The following is a 19556-nucleotide window of genomic DNA, read 5'->3' on the forward strand; positions in this document are numbered from 1 at the left end:
AAAATATTAAGCATAGATGAATACAAAATCAAAATTTAAAATCGTAATACCAATAATTATATTAGCAGTGGTTGTTTCTGGACTAGCCATGCCTAGTTCTGTTAATGCAGGAGTTTTGCATGAGGCAGGAAAAGGAATTTTTAGCGTACTTGGAGAGATTATACGAACATGTTTGATGAAACTACTTACAACTGCTGTTTCGCTCTTTGAAGGAGCTTTGGGCATAGGATTTGACAGCAAAACCACTGAAGTTGTAAAAACAGGATGGACAGCGTGTAGAGATTTCGCAAATATGCTGTTTATCCTTATTATGGTGATAATCGCTTTTGGCACTATTTTGCGCATTGAACAATATGGAGTGAAAAAACTCCTGCCAAAAATAATAGGAATCGCGCTTTTAATAAATTTTAGTTTTGTGCTTTGTTCGGTGATTGTTGATTTTAGCAATATTACCGCTAATTTTTTTATAAAAGACATTAAAGGAAAAATCGGTAGTCAAGGCGGTGAAAAGGGAATGATAACAGCAGTATTCGCCGATGCTTTCAATATAACGGGGACGGCTATAACTATAACGGATTGTGATAACATCTATAAAGGACTTATATCTAATTGTAAAAGTGATGCTGATTGTGTTGAAAATGCTAACGGAATATTAAAAAAATGCAGAAAAGACCAAGGAATAGAAGTCAAAGTGGAAGATGAAGCATTTCTTGATATTTTTTTTGGAATTGTACTCGGCTCTATAGTAATGATTATGGCTATTTTTGCTTTGTCTGCCGGAGCGCTAATGATTTTATTCAGAATAATAGCTATTTGGTTTTTAATAACAATCGTTCCATTGGCTTTTATATGTTATGCATTACCTGGACTTCAAGAAAATTGGAAAAAATGGTGGACAAAATTCTTGCATTGGTGCATATTCGCCCCTGCGTATACATTTTTTATCTGGATAGCAATACAAATAGCTACTACTCAGGCAAACAAAAAAATAGGCATGATTGCCAGCCAATATGCTATTACGGGAAATTATAAAGTAACTGCAAATGCTTTTCAGAGTAATCCTGGAGGAGAATTAATCAGTTTCTTTATTATTATTGGTTTTCTTGTTGGAAGTATAGTAGTGGCGCAAGCACTTGGTATCCATGGCGCAAATGCGGTTATGAAAATAGCCACAGATACCAAAAAAGGAGTAGCCGGATGGATGGGGCGACAAGCTATGCGACCAACAAAAGGTCTCGGCAGACTTGCAGGCGCCGGCGCTTTAACGGCAGGAGGAGCATTGTTTGGCGGAAAACTTGGCAGAAGAATGCGAGCTAGAGCTACCGAAATGAGAATGAGACCTGAAAAGGATCCTCGAAACGTAGCATATGAAAGATTAATTTCTACTATGTCAGACGGGGATGTAATGAAAGAATCAATGGTCAAAGGTATAACCCCAGGACAAAAAATCAGAAAATTAATAGCTACTCGCAATGCAGCCAGAAGAGGATTATTAAGAGATGCCACTACAAATGAAGCCGGGGAAGCAATGAAAACATTTAAGGGTTTCAATGATTTTGAAGCTTATCAAAAACTAAAAGAAACAAGACTTGATGCCATAGAAAATAATACAGAACGAGATAATACAACCCAGAAAGTGGTTCAAGAAGGAAACATCAATAAAATTCCAGCCATTGCTCTTAAAGACGAACGCGTTGTTGCCGCCCTAGGAAGATTTGCATCGGCTGTTCAAATAGAATCATTAAGAAATGCCTCTCCTCAACACGCAACAAACTTAAAAACATCGCTAGATACTTTAACTACTGTCGGAAACGCAATTTTATCTGGTATGAGCGCTTTGGACCAAGAAAAAATCCATCATTCTTATGCCTCTCAAACCGGTGATATAGATCGTATGTCTTCTGCGCAACTAGTGAATTGGGCAAAGAAATCTGGTGCCGATGGGATTAAAAGAATTAGTTCAGCTAGTTCATCTGCCAACTTAGAAATTTTGGCAAATAATATGCCTACCAACCAACTTGCCAATATCGTTGAAAAAATGCAAGATAATGTAGCGGCTAAAAATATGGTAAGATATCTTTCTACCGCAACAAGCCCAATTGCTGCTGCCAATAAATTCGCTGTTAATAATAATCCCTATCTTAAAACTCTTATCTAAACTAAAACTAAATTATGCCGGATTATACTAATGAATTTAGAAAAAAGGTTAGTCAATTACCTCCAGAAATAAAAGAGGTTATGCTTTCCGATAAAACAACAAGTTTAATATCTGAAATTAATAATAAATACAAACTAAACGCGAAACAAAGCGATAAACTTCCCATCCTTATTGGAAAAATTTTCATTAAAGAAATTTCTTTCGGAGATTTTATCAACTTATTAAAAACCCAACTAAACATTGACTCTGAAATCGCAAAATTAATAACCATTGATATTGCTAAAAATATTTTTATTCCGATAAAAAGATACTTTCCAGGAATAGAATCTTTAACGCCAAATACTACCCAACCTAAAAATGAAAATATTGTTAATCTAAAAAATTTAAATCGCGAATAATACAAAATGCAATTTCAAGTCCCTCAATTTATTGATATTGAAGACAAGGTTATCGGGCCTTTGACAATAAAGCAATTCCTGTATTTACTGGCAGCAGGAGCAATCATTTTTATCCTCTATAAAATCCTGAATTTCTATGCAATAATTATTCTGGCAATACCTATTCTCGGAATCACTATTCCTCTTGCTTTTATAAAAGTCCACGGCCAGCCGTTTATAAGTATAGTTAGCAACTTCTTCAGATTTTTAAGAAAACCGGATTTCTATGTCTGGAAAAAACCAATTGGCAAAAAACCGGCTCCAGAATCAGAGGAAACGGAAAACATCAAAATTATAAAGAAAATTACGGATAAAAAGGGGCAAAATAAGCCCATAGCAAAGAATAGTTTACAGGACTTAAATTGGAAGGTTGAGACCAATAAAGAAGAAGCGTAGGAAGAATAAATAATATGCCTATAAAATTACCCAAAAACGTCTCGGGAATACAAAAATTCATCGAGGTCAAAGAAATAAAGAATGGAGTAGCAATTATGAAAGACAATAGTATAAAAGCTGTTTGCGCCTGCTCCAGTATTAATTTTGACCTCTTGAGCCAAGTAGAACAAGAAGCATTAGTTGCCCGATTTCAAGAATTTCTTAATGCCCTTGATTTCCCAATCCAGATAATCATTGCTTCCCGCCATTTCCAAATTGATGATTATTTAAATCAAGTCAAAGAACTTGAGAAAATACAAACCAATGAACTCCTAAGAATCCAGACCAATGAATATATCAATTTTGTCCAGAGCTTTGTTGAATTCGCAAATATAATGAGTAAGTCGTTTTATGTTATCGTCCCTTTCAGCGTTATGGAGTCCAGGCAGGAAGGATTTTTTGAAAAAGTAAAAAACATAATTTCCAGCGCAAAATCTTCAAAACAAAAATTTGAAACGGAAAAATTCAACCAATACAAAACCCAGCTTGAACAAAGAGTAAATATGGTTGTAGATGGATTACGGGGTCTCGGCATAAAAACCATTCCTTTAAATGATGAGCAATTAACCCAGCTTTATTTTGAATTTTATAATGTAGAAAGATAAATGTTATGAGTTTATTCGGAAAGAAAAAATTAGCAATTGAAGAAATTTCGGAAATAGAAGAAACAGCTGAAATTGAAGCGAGTTTGGCTGATACGATTGCGCCTTCCGCTCTTCAGATTACTTCTAATTACATCCAAATCGGCGAAAGATTCGCCCGCACATTTTTCATCATCACTTATCCCAGATTTTTGACTGTTAATTGGCTTTCGCCGATAATAAATCTGGACAGAGTGCTGAATGTTTCAATGTTTATCCATCCTACTGATACAGGAATAATCCTTAAAAAACTAAAAAGAAAAATAACACAAATAGAATCGCAGGTAAATATGGAGCAGGAACAAGGCAAAATAAGAAATCCGATCCTGGAGACCGCTAGAGGCGATGTAGAGGATTTACGCGATAAATTAGTCCAAGGCACTGAAAAATTCTTCAAATACGGGCTTTACATCACGATTTTTGAAGATTCAGTTGAAAAGCTCAATGAGGCAGAAGAACAAATAATGTCTTTATTTGAAGCAAAAATGGTTTATGCCAAACCAGCAATATTCCAGCAAGACGCAGGTTTAAACTCAACCCTTCCGCTTGGCAAAGATCAACTATTTATCACTAATTCGATGAACACAGCCCCGCTCTCCACTGTTTTCCCTTTTGTATCTTCAAATCTATCTTCAAATAAAGGTATTCTTTACGGAATAAACCGCCACAATAACAGCTTGATTATTTTCGACCGCTTTTCAATGGAAAACGGCAATATGGTGATTTTCGGAAAATCCGGAGGCGGAAAATCTTATGCAGTTAAAGTGGAAATTCTCAGGTCATTGATAATGGGGACAGACGTGATTGTTGTTGATCCGGAAAACGAATACCAGCATTTAGCTGAAACAGTTGATGGCGCCTATTTCAAAATTTCCCTGTCCTCTAATAGCCATATTAATCCTTTTGATATTTCTGCGCCCGGACCGGATGAAACAACAGAAGATGTTCTGCGTTCAAAGATAATGGATTTAGTAGGATTATTGAGAGTTGCTCTCGGGGAATTAACTCCTGAGGAAAATTCAATTTTAGACAGAGCGCTGACTGAAACTTACGCTTCTAAAGATATTACAATCCAATCTGACCTGAAAAATGTCACTTCGCCGCTAATGGAGGATTTAGAAACAGTGCTTGATAATATGGAAGGAGGAGATAGAATCGCGAAACGATTACAGCGCTATACTAAAGGAAGTTTTGCCGGATTTTTAAACCAGCCGACAAACATTGATATCCATAAAAAACTTATTGTATTCAGCACCAGGGATATGGAGGATGAGTTAAAGCCAGTGGCAATGTTTTTAATATTGCAATATATCTGGAATCTCATTCGCTCAGATATGAAGAAGAGAATTATGGTTGTTGATGAGGCATGGTGGATGTTAAAAAGCGAAGCTGGCGGGTCCTTCCTTCATGGCATTGCCAAAAGATGCAGAAAATACTGGCTTGGGCTCACAACAATCACCCAGGATATTCCGGATTTTATGAGCTCACCATACGGCAAGCCGATTGTTTCAAATTCATCGCTCCAGATTCTCTTCAAGCAATCTCCTTCCAGTATTGAAGTTGTGCAGCAAACATTTAATCTGACTGATGAAGAAAAATATCTGCTTTTACAGGCAGATGTTGGAGAGGGGATATTTTTTGCCGGATTAAAACATGCTGCGATTAAGGTGGTGGCATCCTATACCGAAGACCAAATTGTAACCACTAATCCGGAACAAATAGTTAAAATTAATCAGGCCAAAGAAGAATTAGCAAGACAATAATATGGAAACAGCTATATCACAAAGAGAGCAAAGCGCCAAGTTGAATCAGGATAGAGCAAAAACAGATTCAACATCAAAGCAAAAAAGCGAAGAGTCCTCTCCTGATTTTTTGGGGCTGATAATTTTTCTTCCACTTGCCGTAGTGGCTGACCTTTTAGGCGCACTTGATTTAACCGGTTTTGGGGTCATATTAGTCAGAATTATAAATATTCCTATTCTGGGCATCTTGTGGTTATGGAGGATTTTAAAACAAGGACCAGGAAAACAAAGCTATTCCTATCAATTGATACTTACTTTTTTAGTGGAATTATCTCCATTCGGTATAATTCCCACCTGGACTACATTCGTTCTTTATTGCTGTTTTAAAGACACCAAATTAGGTAAACAAACAATCGGAAAAATGAAAAAAATATGAATAAAATATTTTCCATTATAATCATCTCAATTTTACTGGGCGTCCCGTCCACAATTTTTGCCGCGGACAGCGCTTCGGATGTCAGAATAAATAAATTTGAATTAATCTGGTCTGCTGATACATATACTCCGTATAATTATCAAGGGAGAAATCTTCCAACAATAGGAAGCAAGGTTATAATTGACGTAGTAATTGACACTTCCGGCGGCAATCCTTTAAATCTAAAATACAGCTGGTTTTTAGAAGATATTTTCCAGCAAAGCAAATCCGGATACGGCAAAGATAGTTTCTATTTTTATGTCCAGCAGAGGCCTGGCGCATACCATACTGTAAGATTGCAGATATTTAATGATGACAGGACGGTTTTTGAAGAAAAATCCATTCAAATTCCAATAGCTGAACCTGAAATTATCTTTTATTCCTCCAATGGCAATTCTCATTTTTCCAATCAAGCGAGCACAATTTACACTTTTTTGGCCGGCAAGACATTTTCTTTTGTTGCCAGGCCTTATTTCTTCAGTATTAATAAATTGACCGATTTAATCTTTGAATGGACATTCTCGGGCAAAGAATCAATAATTTCTTCGGATTATGATGCAAGTATTTTCAATTTAACTATATCGGATAAGAATAATGGACAAACCATTAAAAGTGACCTATGGGTAAACGTTAAAAATATTTTGGACGAAACCCAAAATGCTTTCAAATCAATGAAAATTAATATTTATTAAAATGAAAAAATTTTTACCCATTATAATTTTCATCATCTTATTCGCAGGAGCGTGGCAAACCTGCCAGGCGATTGATTTGCTTATAAAGGATTATCCCAGTATACCTGGGGCGCAAAGTCCCAACGAGATGAGCGAAACGAGCGATTTACCGAATCTTGTAAATTATATTTACAAATTCGCTCTGCTTGCCTGCGGAGTTGTGGCTTTTATATCGATTTTAATCGGCGCAATCCAGTATGTCACATCTGCTGGCAATGCTTCAAAAGCAGGCGATGCCAAAGATCGAATTACCCAGGCCTTATTGGGGGTTTTAATTCTTTTGGCTGCGGTTGTGATTTTAAACACCATTAATCCGGATTTAGTAGATATTAGTTTTGAATTACCTGCAATAGAAAAACCCCCTGATCTGCCAAAAGCAGATTTTTATTGTTATTTTTGCTGCGACTATTTTTTAAAAAGAGATAGATGCGATGAACCTCATTTGACTTCCTCTGCATATTCTTGCCAAGCAATGGGGAAACAAGATCCCTATGTTGCAATTATTATGTGTCGAGAAATCGTTAGAAAAATATGTCCTGGTGTTTTTGTCTTAAACAAGTATTTCTTCAAAGAAACTCAGCCATGCCCATAATAAATAACAAATTTATATGAATACTAAACTAAAAAAAATCTTAATCATCATAATAATAATCCTGATTATTGCTTTAATCGGATTGCTGGTCTATAATTTTGTAATTAAAAAATCAACAACCCAAGAAAACGGAGGAGCAGGATTGCCCGAGGGTCAAGAAAATGAAGAAAATGGCGCAGCTGGAGAAGAAGAAATATCCCAACCTCGGCCAGAAGTAAGAATAAAAGCCATTAGCCAGGAACCAATATTTTCTCCGACCATTACCAGTGATAAAACAAAAGTAGTTTACTATCTTCGTTCTAATGGCAATGTTTGGCAATCAAATTTCGATGGCTCTAATCTGTCGCAGACCTCAACTACAATATTGGAAAATCTGGTAAAAGTCATCTGGTCGCCTGACAAAAACAATGTAATCACCATTTTTCAGGACAATTTGGAAAATATCAGCAAATATTTTTACAGCTACGCCACCCAAAAAGCCCTGCCATTGGATAAATACATAAATTATATTGCCTGGTCGCCTGACAGCAAAAAAATTGCTTACCAATACCAAAATGACTTTACTGACAACAATAATATCAGCACGGCTAATCCCGATGGCACAAAATATATGACTCTTTTAAAAACACGGATGAAAAATTTGATTATTGAATGGCCGAAAGGTTCGGATATCTTCTTAAGAGAAAAGCCGTCCGGCATTGCCCAGAGCTCTCTCTACTCGTTAAATACACTCTCTAAATCATTTAACAATATAATGCCAAACGTGTATGGCTTGAGTATAAAATGGTCATATGAGGGAGATAAAATACTATACTCTAAAACAAATTCCAAAGGAGGAAATATCGGAATTTTCATTGCTGACAGAAACGGCATAAATGAAAAATCAGCCAATGTTTCAACTTTGGCTGAAAAATGCGCGTGGTCGCAAGATACAAGATATATTTACTGCGCAGTTCCCAAGAATATCGCTGATGCGAAGGTTCTGCCAGATGATTTCTATAAAGGAACATTTATTGGCAATGATGAATTCTATAAAATTAATATAGGAACCGGAGAAAAAACCAATATTCTGGAAAAAGAAAACCTAATTGAAGCCTATGATGCTGCTGATTTGCTTCTCTCTCCCCAGGAGAATTATCTATTCTTTATAAATAAAGAGAATGGATTACTATACAGCATAAAACTATAGTCCGATGCCAATCTACAAATTCTATACGAATAATACAAATCAAAAAAGAATCCCGATTTTATCAGGATTCTTTTTTGATAATCACCATCACTCCTATGATTACCCAAAAAACCAAAGAAAGATCATTCTTCCAATAAGTGGTATCAACTAACCCATGCGCCAGAATATATATCATAATCATCATCAGTAGCAATTGCCATCTACCAGCCCGAGGCTGGTCGGCCCTAGGCCGAAAAAACCAAATCAGAATTAAAATAAAACCGACAAATCCCACTATTCCCGTTTGAAGCAAAAATGCCAAAAATACATTATGCGGCTGAGGCACACCCCATTTAGGATACGGAGGAAAATAGTCCTCAAATGTCCCAGGTCCAATGCCTGTAATCGGATTATCTTCAAATGACTCCCACGCTGTCTGCCAGATTACGAACCGCGCATCAAATGACTTAAGCCCTTCCAGTGATTCTATTTTTACTAATCCAAAAATAAAAATAATCGCAAAAGCCAGAAAAATAATTCCTAAAGCCAGTTTTATTTTCTTCTTTTGATAAAGATGGATCGCTAGCCCAAAAACCAAAGCAGCCAGAATTCCAAGCAAAACGCCAAAGGATTTAGTAAAAAATAAAGTAACAGCAAGAATCAAAAAAACAAGAAACAAAATTAGGCGGATATTTATTCGCGAATAAATATTCGCTACTAAAATAATTAGTATCGGTGCCAGATACATTGCTAAGAAATTCGGCGAATTATAAATTCCCTGCAACCTTCCTTGATAATTAAAATTCCCCTGAATTAAATAAACCAGAGAAATTATTGAAACTGCCAATCCCGAATAAATCAATGCTCTAAAGATATTTTTAATATCATCTTTTTTTATAATGGAAACAACCACAAAAAAGAATATCAGGGCATCTATAAACCAGCTTTTCCAAATCCCCGCACTCACTCTTAAATCCCAGGAAAAAATAGTTGCCATACTTACCCCGACCATTAAAAAAACAATTCCCCAGACCAGTAGCCCCTCGTGTTTTAAGGCCGTCCAGATGTCCTTGTAGCCCTTATTTACCAACCAGAGCGCAAACAGCCCGTAAATCATCAATTCCAGCACAGTGGTCGGAATGCCAAGAACTTTCAATCTGATTAAATATAATGGCAGGCAGAAAATAATTAAATATATGCCCCATTTTAAAATCTTCATACTTCTTCTTTAATCAATAATTGGACTTCTTCTTTTCTAATTCCTTTAATTAAATATAAAACCAGCAGATAGACAATCAATCCACCGCCTGTTAGGATAAAAATATTCCAGCTACTGAATGAATACAAAAATCCAGCCATAATTGCGCCAGCAATAAGCGGTTTAATCACATTAAACTTCGGCAGATAATGGATTGTCTTATAGATTAAAATCATCATCAGAATCGTGACTAAAAACTCGGTTGCCATAGTAGTTGCCGCAGCCCCTACATAACGATATTTAGGAATATAGATAAGATTCAGGATAATATTAAAAATCATGCCGATAAAATATATCCAGGCTCCGGCTTTCTGCCTGTTTAAAGCGATAATGCCATTGCCAAAAAGATTACCCAAAAATATCAAGCCGATTGCAAAAGCCAAAACATTCAGCACTGGCGCTGAAGCGCTAAAATCCGTGCCTCCAATTAGAACCACTATTGGCAAAGAAAGCATTAATAATCCAATAATCAGCGGAATGATGAAAATAATCAATATGTCCGTAGCTTTTTGGAATATTTTCTTAAATTTTTTAGGATCAGTAAAAGCGCTATTTGAAAGTAAGGGCATAATCAAACCCACAAACATTGCCGGAAAGAATATTAAACCTTCAAGAATCTTATAGGCAATGCCATAGACACCTACATCCGAAATCGGATTCGGAGAATGACGGTTTATTGCGGACAAGGAAAGAAAAATACTATCGATTTTAAAATAAATCAGGGTAAGAACAATAGAAACAGCAATAGGCAAAGCTGATTTGATGATTTTCCTCCAATAAGAAAAATCAAAATCTAACGAGAATAGAACGTACTTACGGGCAAAAATAAAGAGTAAAATAAAATTAACAAAACACCCGCCGATTAGGGCAAAAACAATACCGAACAGCCCCGAACTGATTTTTATAAACAAGATAATCAGGCCCAGCTGGGCAACTCTGCCTAAAATATCTGCAACAGCCGACCGGTCTGTTCTAAGATATTTTTGGAAAATACCCATTAAAACCTGGCCCATTGAAAGGAAAATAAAAGATACAGCAGCAATCAGCGTCCCGTTCTTCACTTGCGAAGAATAAGGGAAAAACCAAATAATAATCGACGCTACAGCCATAAAGACTAACACCGCCACAAGCCGTATCGTAAAGATATTGCTAGCAATTTTTTTCTCATCAGCATCCGGCTTGGATATTTCTCTTACCATTAAAGAATAAAGCCCTAAATCAGCTATATTGTTAAAGGTATATAAAAAGGCCAAAATCAAGCTGTAATTGCCGAATCCCTCAGTACCCAGATATCTCGCAATTAAACCCAAACTAACTAAAGAAAGGGCAACGCCAATCAGGCGCGCCCCTGCGGAAATAACCGTATTATAGGCTATTTTTCGAACTACAGTCATATCACTAAGGATAAACCCTAATCATCACCCGCCTTTCCGGTTCTTGACCAATACTTTCAGTGACAATGTCGGGTTTCTCAGCCAACTCAAGATGAATAATCCTCCTTTCATAAGCTGGCATGGGTTCTAATGTAATAGTTTTTTGGGTTCTTCTGACTTCTTTGGCTGTTTTTAATGCCAGGTCAATCAATTCATTCTTTCTGCCCTCTTTATAACTATTAATATCCAGAACTAAAAACGATTGGCCGAGCCCCTGTTTTAAGGCCAATAATCTGGTAATATGCTGGACAGCATCCAGACCTTCACCGTTTTCTTTAATAAACCTACCAGCATCTCTGGAATCCATGCTAATACTAACATCTATTACTTCTTTATCTTTCAGGGTATCGCCTTTCTTAACAACAATTTCCAAAACATCAAATCCCATTGACTGAAAAAGTTTTTCAATTGTCTTTTTTGTTTCTTCCATATTTTTTATACAAATAATAATCCTGCGCCAATCCCAGAACAGTGCTTACTGCCCAATAAAACGGCAGTCCGGCCGGAAAATTCCAGGCGATAAAAATTGTCAGCAGAGGAAACATATAGGTCATCTGGCGGCTCATATTTTTCTGTGTCTGTGCTGCCTTTTCCGATATTCCTGGCTGAGGAATTGAAGCTGTACGCTTCATTGCCAGCCTCGAAGCGAAAAACTGGGAAATGCCGGCAATAATTGCTAAAATCGGGCTTCTTTTTGATAAATCCAAAAACCCTAAGAACAAGGGATCAATCAACCCATCTTTTGCGCTTAAAACATTAATGAAAACTTTATAGAGGGCAATAAGAATAGGGAACTGGATTAATAATGGCAGACACCCAGAAAAGGGATTGATTTTGTTTTCTTTGTAAAATTTCATCAATTCCCTGCTTTGTTCTTCTTTGGATTTGTATTTGCCCTGAATCTCTTTTATCTCGTCTTTGTGCAAAGCCATTTTCATCTGGGATTTGATGGATTTTTGCGACAAAGGGAAAAGAATAATCCTGATTAAAACTGTCAGGATTATAATAACAATTCCCAAATCATGGCCAGGAATGTTGTTATATAAAAAAACCAAAAACTTGAAAATTGGTTCGTATAAAATCTGATTAAATAAATTTCCTAGCATAAATCTATTCCACCGCTATTAAAAGGGTTGCATCTTAAAATTCTCCCTACACTCTTAAGTAGCCCCTTAACAACTCCATATTTCTCTATGGATTTAATACAATATTCTGAGCAGGAAGGATGGAATCTGCAGCCATACCTTGGATTAATTCTACCCCAAGCCCTAGAAAAGCTTTTTTGATATATTTTTATTATTTTTAGAATTAAATGTTTCATTTATTTCTTTCTCTATTTCCCTGAATTTTTTACTGATAATTCCAGGTTTCGCAACCACTAAAAAATCAAATCCCGATTGCTGTTTAAAAGCGATTTTCTTAAATATCTCTCTTAATTGCCTTTTTATCTTGTTTCTTAAAACGGCTTTTTTGGATATTTTTGAACTGACGACAAAGGTGAAGCGATTCGTATTTAGATTGTTTTTTGCGAACTTTAAAAAAATAAAATTCCCGGCTATATACGCGCCTTGCTTAAAAACTTTGTTAATATCGCTTTTTTTTCTTAAACGATTTTTAGAAGAAAGCATTTTATTTATACGGTCAGTTTTTTTCTGTTTTTTTCTCGCCTTCTGCTTATAATATTTCTTCCTGCTTTAGTTCTCATTCTTGTTCTGAATCCGTGGGATCTGCTTCTTTTTCTCTTTTTTGGCCTATATGTTAATCCTTGCTGTGCCATATATTATAAGATTAACAATAAATAAAATATCGGTCAAACCCCGCTTAGCAGGGTCAAACCGCAATCCACAAACAATTCACACTTTATTCACAAAATCGGGTATTGCCTTTGTTTTTGTTGAGTAATTTTTATGATATAATCACATATATGACCAACCACGAACTTTGGCAGACAGTGTTAAGCGAGATAGAACTCTCAATCTCAAAAGCCAATTTTACTACATGGTTTAAGAACACAAACATAATTTCTCAAAAAGACGGAGAAATTGTTGTTGGTGTACCAAATGGATTCACTAAAGAGTGGCTGGAGAATAAATATAATAAAATAATATTAAAAGCTTTAAGGGATGCTATTGGCAAAGTTAAAAGAGTCAATTATATAATCACTTCATTAGCTAAATCGACCGCCAAACCAAAAACAAAGCAGAAAGACAAAAAAGACAAAAAACAAATTCTATTAAAAGAACAGATGGATATCCATGAATATAAGATAGACGAAAATACTAATCTAAATCCACGCTATAATTTTGATTCTTTTGTAGTTGCTTCTTTTAATGAGCTTGCTTATGCTGCTTCTCAGTCAGTAATTAAGGACCTGGGCAATGTTTACAACCCTTTATTTATCTATGGCGGCGTGGGCGTCGGTAAAACCCATCTTATTCAGGCTATTGGAAATGAAATTATAAAACTCGGGAACAAAAAAGTAAGCTATCTTTCTTCTGAAAAATTCAGCGCGGACTTAATCTTGTCAATTTCTGAAGGAAAAGTTGAACAATTTAAAGATAAATACAGAAAAGTTGACGTTCTAATCATTGACGATATCCAGTTTTTAGCCGGCAAGGAAAAAACTCAAGAAATATTCTTCCATGCTTTTAATAATCTATATGAAAAAAATAAACAAATTATCCTATCCAGCGACAGACCGCCGAAAGCGATTGCCACCCTAGAGGAAAGACTACGCTCGCGCTTTGAGGGGGGAATGATAGCCGATATTGGCATACCAGAATTTGAAACCAGACTTGTAATCTTAAAGAAGAAAGCCCAAAGCATAGGGATAGAATTGTCAGAAGAGGCATATAGTTACATTGCATCAAATATCCAAAAGAACGTCAGAGAACTAGAGGGAGCATTAAATAGGGTTATCGCTTTTATTAGATTAAATAATGTTATTCCAAACTCAAAACAACTAATAAAAATCCTTAAAACCATTATCGCCAACCCGCAAAAAAGAACAAATTACAAAAAAATATCCGAAATAGTCGCTGATTTCTATGATTTAAATATTAATGACTTAATAACCCGCAGCAGGAGAAAAGAAGTAGTTAGACCAAGACAAATAACAATGTATTTAATGCGCGAGGAATTAAAAAGCTCTTATCCTTTTATTGGCTCAAAATTAGGAGGCAGAGACCACACAACTGCAATTTATGCCTGCGAAAAAATAGGAAAAGAATTACAAAATAATACTGAACTAGAACAAGAATTAAACCTTATTAAAGAAAGATTATATAGTGAATTAAAATAATAAACTGTTAATTATTATAGAATAAAATCTGGATAGCTTTAAAAATAAAAAAATTATACCACAGTTTTAAAACATATTTTAAAGCCGTTATCCATTAATTTTCCACAATAAATTCATAAAATTTAATCCTAAAAATCGATTTATCCCCTAAAATATGGTTCTTAATAATAATAATAAACGTTTTAATTAATTAAATTATTAATATGAAAATAATTTGTCTTCAAGAAAATTTAAAAAACGGATTAAATATTGTCCAAAACATCACAGGCAAAAATTTAACCTTGCCGATTTTAAATAATATTTTATTATCTGCAGATCAAAAACAGTTAAAACTATCAACTACTAATTTAGAAATGGCTATTACCAGTCATATATTATGCAAGATTGAAAAAGAGGGAAGTATAACTATTCCTGCAAAATTATTGGTTAATTTTATTAACAACCTACCTAATAAAAAAATAGAAATAAATATTAAAAATAATATAGCCAACCTAAAATGCGATAATTATAAGTCAATTATTAAAGGATTAGATGCAAAAGATTTTCCCATTATTCCTAAAATTAAAAGCGAGCCGATTTTAGAAATAGATTCTTTTGAATTTAAGAATGCTTTAGAGCAGGTGATTAATTTTGTCTCTATTTCAGATATTAGGCCGGAGATTTCGGGTATTTTATTTGACCTTAGTAATGAAAAAAGAATTAAATTTGTGGCCACAGACAGTTTTAGACTAGGAGAAAAGATATTAAATATCAAAAGCGGAAAAACCAAAAAAGACGATGTAAAATCAATTATTATTCCCTATAAAACAGTCCAGGAGTTAATCAGAATTATATCCAATCAAGAGAATAATACACTCAAAATAAGTATCGAGAATAATCAAATTCTATTTAGCCTGCCAGAGACCCAGATTATTTCAAGATTAATTGAAGGCAATTACCCAAATTACCAACAGCTTATTTCCAAACAATTCGATACAACTGTTGTTATAAAGAGAGAGGAACTGATAAAAGCGGTCAAAATCGGAAGTTTTTTCAGTAGCAGGATTAACGATATCAGATTTAAAGTTGATTGCAAAAAATCTCTGATAGAGGTTTTCTCGCAAGATATTGAACTTGGCGAGAACTCTTCAGAGATAGAAGTCGAGACAAAAGGTAAAGACTTGGAAATAATTTTTAACCACAAATATTTATTAGACGGATTAAATAATATTAATGCAGAAAAAATTGTTATTAGTTTTAATGGAGAAATCAGTCCAGGAATAATCAGACCAGAAGGAAAAGAAGATTTCACATATATAATTATGCCGATTAAACTTTAATCCGGCACATGAATATTATCATATTCTTGTAGCGGGTTTTGGTTATAAATATGGGCATTTTCCATGGTATTTATCCAGTTTAAAACCGGTTGCTCCCAATTTAGGAACTGTGGATCGTTTCTACCGTCGCTTGGATTTTGTGGTTCGTCTTTATTAATATAATACAAAATGCAATGGATTTGGGGGTATACTGCTTCATCTATTAAGTCTGGAGGGGTAAGATTAGTAGCCAGTTTGCCGGAAATTCTGTCTATCATGACTCTTAACTCATTGATGTATTTTCCGTTTAAAATGTCCTTATCAGTTGATATCGGGTCTGGTTTAATAAATTCTTCTGGTTGTTCTGGTAGATCAAAATAATTATCCGGCTTATCACTGGTTCTTAATTCCTGCTTTTTTGCGTAGGATTTTTTTATAAATTCATTCCAAATAGGCGCAGCAATCACAACACCTGGTTCGCGGTTCATTGGAGTATTGTCATTATTTCCAGCCCAAACTCCAACTGCCAGAGATGGAGTATAGCCCACTGTCCAGCCGTCGCGGTATTCTTGGGTTGTTCCGGTTTTGGCTGCTACGGGTATTCCCTCTATATAGAGATTAGATTTATAGCCAAACATAGGAGACCTGGCATTCTCATCGGATAAAATATCGGAAATTAACCTAGCGATCTGCGGTTCCATAACTTTTCTCGGATTATTTTTGTATTCTTCAATAATATTTCCTTCGCTGTCCTCTATTTTGATAATTTCTTTTATTGGATTCTTGATTCCTTCGGCGGCAAAAACGCCGAAAGCAGCTGTTTCTTCTAATAATTTAACTTCTCCTCCGCCAAGCACTAAAGATAGACCGTATCGTGAGCGGTCTTTTAGTGTTTCTATGCCCATATCTTGAGCCAGGTTAATAGTTTCATCAACCCCGGCCATATAGAGAGTTTTTACTGAAGGTATGTTCAGCGACTGAGCCAAGCCGCTTCTTAAGGAAATTGGGCCCCTGAATTTACTGTCATAGTTTTTAGGGTGATAGCATCCTAGTCCGTATTGGTCTTTTTCTTGGGTTGCATCAGATGAACAATAAGGATTAAATTCTGTTTTGAGGTCAAAAACCATTGTCTCTGGTGTAAATCCTTTCTGAAACGCCTTGGCATAGGCAAACGGCTTGAATGAAGAACCTGGCTGCCTCGGCCTGATAGTCACATTGGTATTTCCCTCAAATAAACAATTTTTGCCTGGCGTACAACCTTCGGGGAATGGATCTGCCCAATAATCTTTGGACCCGACCATTGCCAGAATTTGGCCTGTCTTCGGATCTATTGCTGACAGGGCGGCATTCTGGGCATTATATTTTTTACCATTCTTTTCAGTCCATTGTTTTACCGCATTCTCAGCAATCTGTTGCAAGTCCCAGTCGAGCGTGGTGTAAACTTTCAAGCCAGCTTTTTCTATGTAATCCCGGCCGTACTTGTCTTCAATGTATTCTTTTACATACATTACAAAATGTGGGGCATTTACCCCTGAACGCGGCGGGGCAAATACAAGTTTTTCGCTTTTAGCATTTTTCATCTGTTCTTCATTAATATATCCAAATTCATACATTTTTTGTAATATATATTCCTGCCTGGCCTTTGTTGTTTCAAAGTGCGAGCCATGAGGGGAATAATAGCTTGGAGCTTGAGTTAAAGCCGCGAGCAAGGTTGATTCTGCTAATGTTAAATCCTTGGCATTTTTATTGAAAAATGTTTGTGCTGCAGCTTCTATGCCATAAGCATTGGAGCCATAAGGCACCTGATTGAGATAAAGATTAAGAATCTCATCTTTCGAGTATTTCATTTCCAGTTCAATTGCGAGAATCGCCTCTTTTATCTTCCGGACATAGGTTTTTTCCGAAGTCAAAATCGCATTTTTAATGAATTGCTGGGTAATAGTCGAGCCGCCAACGCTGGTTTTTTGGCCCAATATTTTTTTGCCGATTAAATTATTAAAAACAGAGCGGACAATTCCTTTTATATCCAATCCGAAATGGTGGTAAAAATTATTATCTTCAATAGTTATAGTTGCATCTTTTACAAATTGTGGAATTTCTTCAAATGAGATTACTGTTCTTTTTTCTTCGCCATGCACATCATATAAAATGATTTTTCCTGTCCGGTCGTATATTTTTGTTGATTCTGTTATCTGTCTTTCGGTCAAACTTTGCGGGCTTGGTATGTCCTTGGCAAGATAGACAAAAGCGCCTACTATTATTACGAATAATAAAATAAACAGCAAAACCAAAGTTTTTAGGCTGTTTTCGAAAAATTTTCTTCTGAAATAAAACCGTTTATTCTTTTTGTTATAATAAGATTCTATTTTCGGCATATCTTATATTATAATAGCATTTTCTAATAATAATCTAAAATCCCGTATCCGCCAACTGGCGGAGCGGGATTTTAGGTATTTTATAAATTTATTATTCTTCTTCGTCGTCATCATCTGTTTCTTCAATCCCTCCTTCCTCTTCTTCTTTTTTTTCCTCTTTTTCTTCGTCGTCTAGTCCTAAATTGTCTTCCTTCTCCTCATCTGACCCTGTTTCATCTGCATCGTCTTCTCCGAAAGCGAGAATTTTGGAAATATCCTCGGTAGTTGTTAAAGTCATATTGAATACTTCTTAATTATTATTTTCCCTCTTACTTAGAGGCTATACGGCTAATTATAATTATGAAAAATGTCTTGTCAAGTGCTATGTGCGCAGCAGATGGCCACAGCCAAAGCATCAGCAGCATCATCGGGCTTTGGGATTTCTTTTAAATCCAATAAGACTTTCACCATTTTTTGGACTTGCGATTTTTCCGCCCTGCCATAACAGGCAACTGCCTGTTTGATCTGGAGCGGTGTATATTCGGCAACGCGGATTTTTGACTGGGCAATAGCTAACAAGATTACGCCTCTTGCCTGGCTTACTTTGATAGCGGTTTTTAAATTTTTAAAGAAGAAGATGTCTTCTACTGCCACGATTTCCGGCTTATATTTCTTTATCAGTGTTTTTAATTCCTTGTACATTTTATCCAATCTTTCGGCTGTAGACAAATTAGTAGTCGTTTTAATACAACCATAGTCAATAACTTTTAATTTTTGACTTTTAATTTTTGACTTTTCTATAATTCCAAAGCCAGTAATAGCAGTTCCTGGATCAATTCCTAATATAATCATAAATTAACATTAAAATAAATCTCATTAACATCGTCATTATCATCCAATGCTCCGAAGAGTTTTTCTATCTGTTCTTTTGTTTTTGGGTCAGCGATGTCCAACGAGTATTTTGGAATCCATTCAGCGCCCTGTTTATCAAAAAGGTATTTGACGCTTCCAGTTTCAGCCAGTTTCCCGCCATAAACGCTCAAAATATGTTTTAATTCAGAAACAATGCGGTTGCGGTTGTCGGTAATTACTTCCAGAATTAAGGCAGCGCCATGCGGGCCATAGGCCTCATAAGTGACTTCTTCAAGTCGCCCTTTTTTGTTTTCGCCAGTGCCTTTTTTGATTGCTCTTTCAATATTGTCATTAGGCATATTATAAGACCTGGCCTTATCAATCGCCACGCGCAGAGATGGGTTAGTTACTGGGTCTCCGCTTTTTCGCGCAGTAATTTCAATAATCTTAGCCATTTTGCTAAAGACCTTGCCCTTTTTGTTGTCCATTGCTTCTTTGCGGTTTTTGATATTCGTCCATTTATTATGCCCGCTCATACCACGTAGTAGATTTTTGACTAATTAAAATTATTATGATGCCCCGCCCTGTAGTAGAATTTCAACTGAGCGAAGCTCTTTTTCCCGCAATGTTGAAATTTCACTACGGGGCCCCGCATCAGTCAAAAATTCACTACGGGGCATA

At 35.7% G+C, this 19556-nt stretch carries 22 protein-coding genes; 11 read left to right on the forward strand and 11 right to left on the reverse strand.

Features of this window, described 5'->3' with window-relative positions:
- The first annotated feature begins 16 nt into the window (after positions 1 to 16).
- From KKI21_01460 to KKI21_01500, 9 genes are read left to right on the forward strand one after another with little or no spacing between them, the layout of a single operon-like run.
- Complete coding sequence (locus KKI21_01460; protein MBU4284871.1) at positions 17 to 2158, forward strand: hypothetical protein; 2142 nt, start codon at positions 17 to 19, stop codon at positions 2156 to 2158.
- 14 nt (positions 2159 to 2172) lie between these two features.
- Positions 2173 to 2556: a hypothetical protein gene (locus KKI21_01465; GenBank protein ID MBU4284872.1), complete on the forward strand. Its 384-nt coding sequence runs from the start codon at positions 2173 to 2175 to the stop codon at positions 2554 to 2556.
- A gap of 6 nt (positions 2557 to 2562) precedes the next feature.
- On the forward strand, positions 2563 to 2991 hold the full coding sequence (locus KKI21_01470; GenBank protein ID MBU4284873.1) for a PrgI family protein: 429 nt from the start codon (positions 2563 to 2565) through the stop codon (positions 2989 to 2991).
- A gap of 14 nt (positions 2992 to 3005) precedes the next feature.
- The gene (locus tag KKI21_01475; GenBank protein ID MBU4284874.1) at positions 3006 to 3635 is read left to right on the forward strand and encodes a hypothetical protein; all 630 of its coding nucleotides are present in this window, start codon (positions 3006 to 3008) and stop codon (positions 3633 to 3635) included.
- A gap of 5 nt (positions 3636 to 3640) precedes the next feature.
- Entirely contained in the window at positions 3641 to 5434 is a 1794-nt protein-coding gene (locus tag KKI21_01480; GenBank protein MBU4284875.1) for an ATP-binding protein, read from the forward strand.
- A gap of 1 nt (position 5435) precedes the next feature.
- Complete coding sequence (locus tag KKI21_01485; protein ID MBU4284876.1) at positions 5436 to 5849, forward strand: hypothetical protein; 414 nt, start codon at positions 5436 to 5438, stop codon at positions 5847 to 5849.
- Positions 5846 to 6580 carry a hypothetical protein gene (locus KKI21_01490; GenBank protein MBU4284877.1) on the forward strand — a complete coding sequence of 245 codons (735 nt, stop codon included), beginning with the start codon at positions 5846 to 5848 and terminating at the stop codon, positions 6578 to 6580. Before KKI21_01485 ends, KKI21_01490 begins: the two co-directional genes overlap by 4 nt.
- 1 nt (position 6581) lies before the next feature.
- A complete protein-coding gene (locus KKI21_01495; GenBank protein ID MBU4284878.1) occupies positions 6582 to 7211 on the forward strand; it encodes a hypothetical protein in 630 nt (209 codons plus the stop codon).
- A 16-nt stretch (positions 7212 to 7227) separates the two neighbouring features.
- Positions 7228 to 8400: a hypothetical protein gene (locus tag KKI21_01500; protein ID MBU4284879.1), complete on the forward strand. Its 1173-nt coding sequence runs from the start codon at positions 7228 to 7230 to the stop codon at positions 8398 to 8400.
- Positions 8401 to 8461: 61 nt separating this feature from the next.
- On the opposite strand, the gene KKI21_01505 is transcribed toward KKI21_01500, so the two are convergent.
- From KKI21_01505 to rpmH, 7 genes are read right to left on the reverse strand one after another with little or no spacing between them, the layout of a single operon-like run.
- Positions 8462 to 9598: an O-antigen ligase family protein gene (locus tag KKI21_01505; GenBank protein MBU4284880.1), complete on the reverse strand. Its 1137-nt coding sequence runs from the start codon at positions 9596 to 9598 to the stop codon at positions 8462 to 8464.
- Entirely contained in the window at positions 9595 to 11031 is a 1437-nt protein-coding gene (locus KKI21_01510) for a flippase (GenBank protein ID MBU4284881.1), read from the reverse strand. Before KKI21_01510 ends, KKI21_01505 begins: the two co-directional genes overlap by 4 nt.
- Before the next feature lie 4 nt (positions 11032 to 11035).
- A complete protein-coding gene (locus KKI21_01515) occupies positions 11036 to 11500 on the reverse strand; it encodes a hypothetical protein (protein MBU4284882.1) in 465 nt (154 codons plus the stop codon).
- Positions 11475 to 12176, reverse strand: a complete 702-nt coding sequence (locus KKI21_01520) for a YidC/Oxa1 family membrane protein insertase (protein MBU4284883.1) — start codon at positions 12174 to 12176, stop codon at positions 11475 to 11477. Before KKI21_01520 ends, KKI21_01515 begins: the two co-directional genes overlap by 26 nt.
- Complete coding sequence (yidD, locus tag KKI21_01525; GenBank protein ID MBU4284884.1) at positions 12170 to 12391, reverse strand: membrane protein insertion efficiency factor YidD; 222 nt, start codon at positions 12389 to 12391, stop codon at positions 12170 to 12172. Before yidD ends, KKI21_01520 begins: the two co-directional genes overlap by 7 nt.
- Positions 12339 to 12698, reverse strand: a complete 360-nt coding sequence (gene rnpA / locus KKI21_01530; GenBank protein MBU4284885.1) for a ribonuclease P protein component — start codon at positions 12696 to 12698, stop codon at positions 12339 to 12341. The genes yidD and rnpA overlap by 53 nt, the downstream gene beginning before the upstream one ends.
- Positions 12699 to 12703: 5 nt before the next feature.
- A complete protein-coding gene (gene rpmH / locus KKI21_01535) occupies positions 12704 to 12847 on the reverse strand; it encodes a 50S ribosomal protein L34 (protein ID MBU4284886.1) in 144 nt (47 codons plus the stop codon).
- Positions 12848 to 12994: 147 nt separating this feature from the next.
- Between rpmH and dnaA the strand changes: the two genes are divergently transcribed.
- Positions 12995 to 14371 carry a chromosomal replication initiator protein DnaA gene (gene dnaA / locus KKI21_01540; GenBank protein MBU4284887.1) on the forward strand — a complete coding sequence of 459 codons (1377 nt, stop codon included), beginning with the start codon at positions 12995 to 12997 and terminating at the stop codon, positions 14369 to 14371.
- 203 nt (positions 14372 to 14574) lie between these two features.
- Positions 14575 to 15690 carry a DNA polymerase III subunit beta gene (gene dnaN / locus KKI21_01545; protein ID MBU4284888.1) on the forward strand — a complete coding sequence of 372 codons (1116 nt, stop codon included), beginning with the start codon at positions 14575 to 14577 and terminating at the stop codon, positions 15688 to 15690.
- On the opposite strand, the gene KKI21_01550 is transcribed toward dnaN, so the two are convergent.
- From KKI21_01550 to KKI21_01565, 4 genes are all read right to left on the reverse strand, one after another.
- Positions 15687 to 18044 carry a PBP1A family penicillin-binding protein gene (locus KKI21_01550; protein MBU4284889.1) on the reverse strand — a complete coding sequence of 786 codons (2358 nt, stop codon included), beginning with the start codon at positions 18042 to 18044 and terminating at the stop codon, positions 15687 to 15689. The two genes, dnaN and KKI21_01550, sit on opposite strands and share 4 nt — an antisense overlap.
- A 91-nt stretch (positions 18045 to 18135) precedes the next feature.
- Positions 18136 to 18321 carry a hypothetical protein gene (locus tag KKI21_01555; GenBank protein MBU4284890.1) on the reverse strand — a complete coding sequence of 62 codons (186 nt, stop codon included), beginning with the start codon at positions 18319 to 18321 and terminating at the stop codon, positions 18136 to 18138.
- A 77-nt stretch (positions 18322 to 18398) separates the two neighbouring features.
- A complete protein-coding gene (gene ruvC / locus KKI21_01560; GenBank protein ID MBU4284891.1) occupies positions 18399 to 18875 on the reverse strand; it encodes a crossover junction endodeoxyribonuclease RuvC in 477 nt (158 codons plus the stop codon).
- Positions 18872 to 19411, reverse strand: coding sequence for a YebC/PmpR family DNA-binding transcriptional regulator (locus tag KKI21_01565; protein MBU4284892.1), 540 nt, complete (start codon positions 19409 to 19411; stop codon positions 18872 to 18874). Before KKI21_01565 ends, ruvC begins: the two co-directional genes overlap by 4 nt.
- Between the last annotated feature and the right edge of the window lie 145 nt (positions 19412 to 19556).

Source organism: Patescibacteria group bacterium, from assembly GCA_018897295.1.
GTDB lineage: Bacteria > Patescibacteriota > Minisyncoccia > RBG-13-40-8-A > RBG-13-40-8-A > JAHILA01.

Excerpts from the sequence above, each read along its gene's own strand:
- KKI21_01460 (MBU4284871.1), top strand. The coding sequence starts at position 17 with ATGAATACAAAATCAAAATTTAAAATCGTAATACCAATAATTATATTA.
- KKI21_01465 (MBU4284872.1), top strand. The coding sequence starts at position 2,173 with ATGCCGGATTATACTAATGAATTTAGAAAAAAGGTTAGTCAATTACCT.
- KKI21_01470 (MBU4284873.1), top strand. The coding sequence starts at position 2,563 with ATGCAATTTCAAGTCCCTCAATTTATTGATATTGAAGACAAGGTTATC.
- KKI21_01475 (MBU4284874.1), top strand. The coding sequence starts at position 3,006 with ATGCCTATAAAATTACCCAAAAACGTCTCGGGAATACAAAAATTCATC.
- KKI21_01480 (MBU4284875.1), top strand. The coding sequence starts at position 3,641 with ATGAGTTTATTCGGAAAGAAAAAATTAGCAATTGAAGAAATTTCGGAA.
- KKI21_01485 (MBU4284876.1), top strand. The coding sequence starts at position 5,436 with ATGGAAACAGCTATATCACAAAGAGAGCAAAGCGCCAAGTTGAATCAG.
- KKI21_01490 (MBU4284877.1), top strand. The coding sequence starts at position 5,846 with ATGAATAAAATATTTTCCATTATAATCATCTCAATTTTACTGGGCGTC.
- KKI21_01495 (MBU4284878.1), top strand. The coding sequence starts at position 6,582 with ATGAAAAAATTTTTACCCATTATAATTTTCATCATCTTATTCGCAGGA.
- KKI21_01500 (MBU4284879.1), top strand. The coding sequence starts at position 7,228 with ATGAATACTAAACTAAAAAAAATCTTAATCATCATAATAATAATCCTG.
- KKI21_01505 (MBU4284880.1), bottom strand. The coding sequence starts at position 9,598 with ATGAAGATTTTAAAATGGGGCATATATTTAATTATTTTCTGCCTGCCA.
- KKI21_01510 (MBU4284881.1), bottom strand. The coding sequence starts at position 11,031 with ATGACTGTAGTTCGAAAAATAGCCTATAATACGGTTATTTCCGCAGGG.
- KKI21_01515 (MBU4284882.1), bottom strand. The coding sequence starts at position 11,500 with ATGGAAGAAACAAAAAAGACAATTGAAAAACTTTTTCAGTCAATGGGA.
- KKI21_01520 (MBU4284883.1), bottom strand. The coding sequence starts at position 12,176 with ATGCTAGGAAATTTATTTAATCAGATTTTATACGAACCAATTTTCAAG.
- yidD (MBU4284884.1), bottom strand. The coding sequence starts at position 12,391 with ATGAAACATTTAATTCTAAAAATAATAAAAATATATCAAAAAAGCTTT.
- rnpA (MBU4284885.1), bottom strand. The coding sequence starts at position 12,698 with ATGCTTTCTTCTAAAAATCGTTTAAGAAAAAAAAGCGATATTAACAAA.
- rpmH (MBU4284886.1), bottom strand. The coding sequence starts at position 12,847 with ATGGCACAGCAAGGATTAACATATAGGCCAAAAAAGAGAAAAAGAAGC.
- dnaA (MBU4284887.1), top strand. The coding sequence starts at position 12,995 with ATGACCAACCACGAACTTTGGCAGACAGTGTTAAGCGAGATAGAACTC.
- dnaN (MBU4284888.1), top strand. The coding sequence starts at position 14,575 with ATGAAAATAATTTGTCTTCAAGAAAATTTAAAAAACGGATTAAATATT.
- KKI21_01550 (MBU4284889.1), bottom strand. The coding sequence starts at position 18,044 with ATGCCGAAAATAGAATCTTATTATAACAAAAAGAATAAACGGTTTTAT.
- KKI21_01555 (MBU4284890.1), bottom strand. The coding sequence starts at position 18,321 with ATGACTTTAACAACTACCGAGGATATTTCCAAAATTCTCGCTTTCGGA.
- ruvC (MBU4284891.1), bottom strand. The coding sequence starts at position 18,875 with ATGATTATATTAGGAATTGATCCAGGAACTGCTATTACTGGCTTTGGA.
- KKI21_01565 (MBU4284892.1), bottom strand. The coding sequence starts at position 19,411 with ATGAGCGGGCATAATAAATGGACGAATATCAAAAACCGCAAAGAAGCA.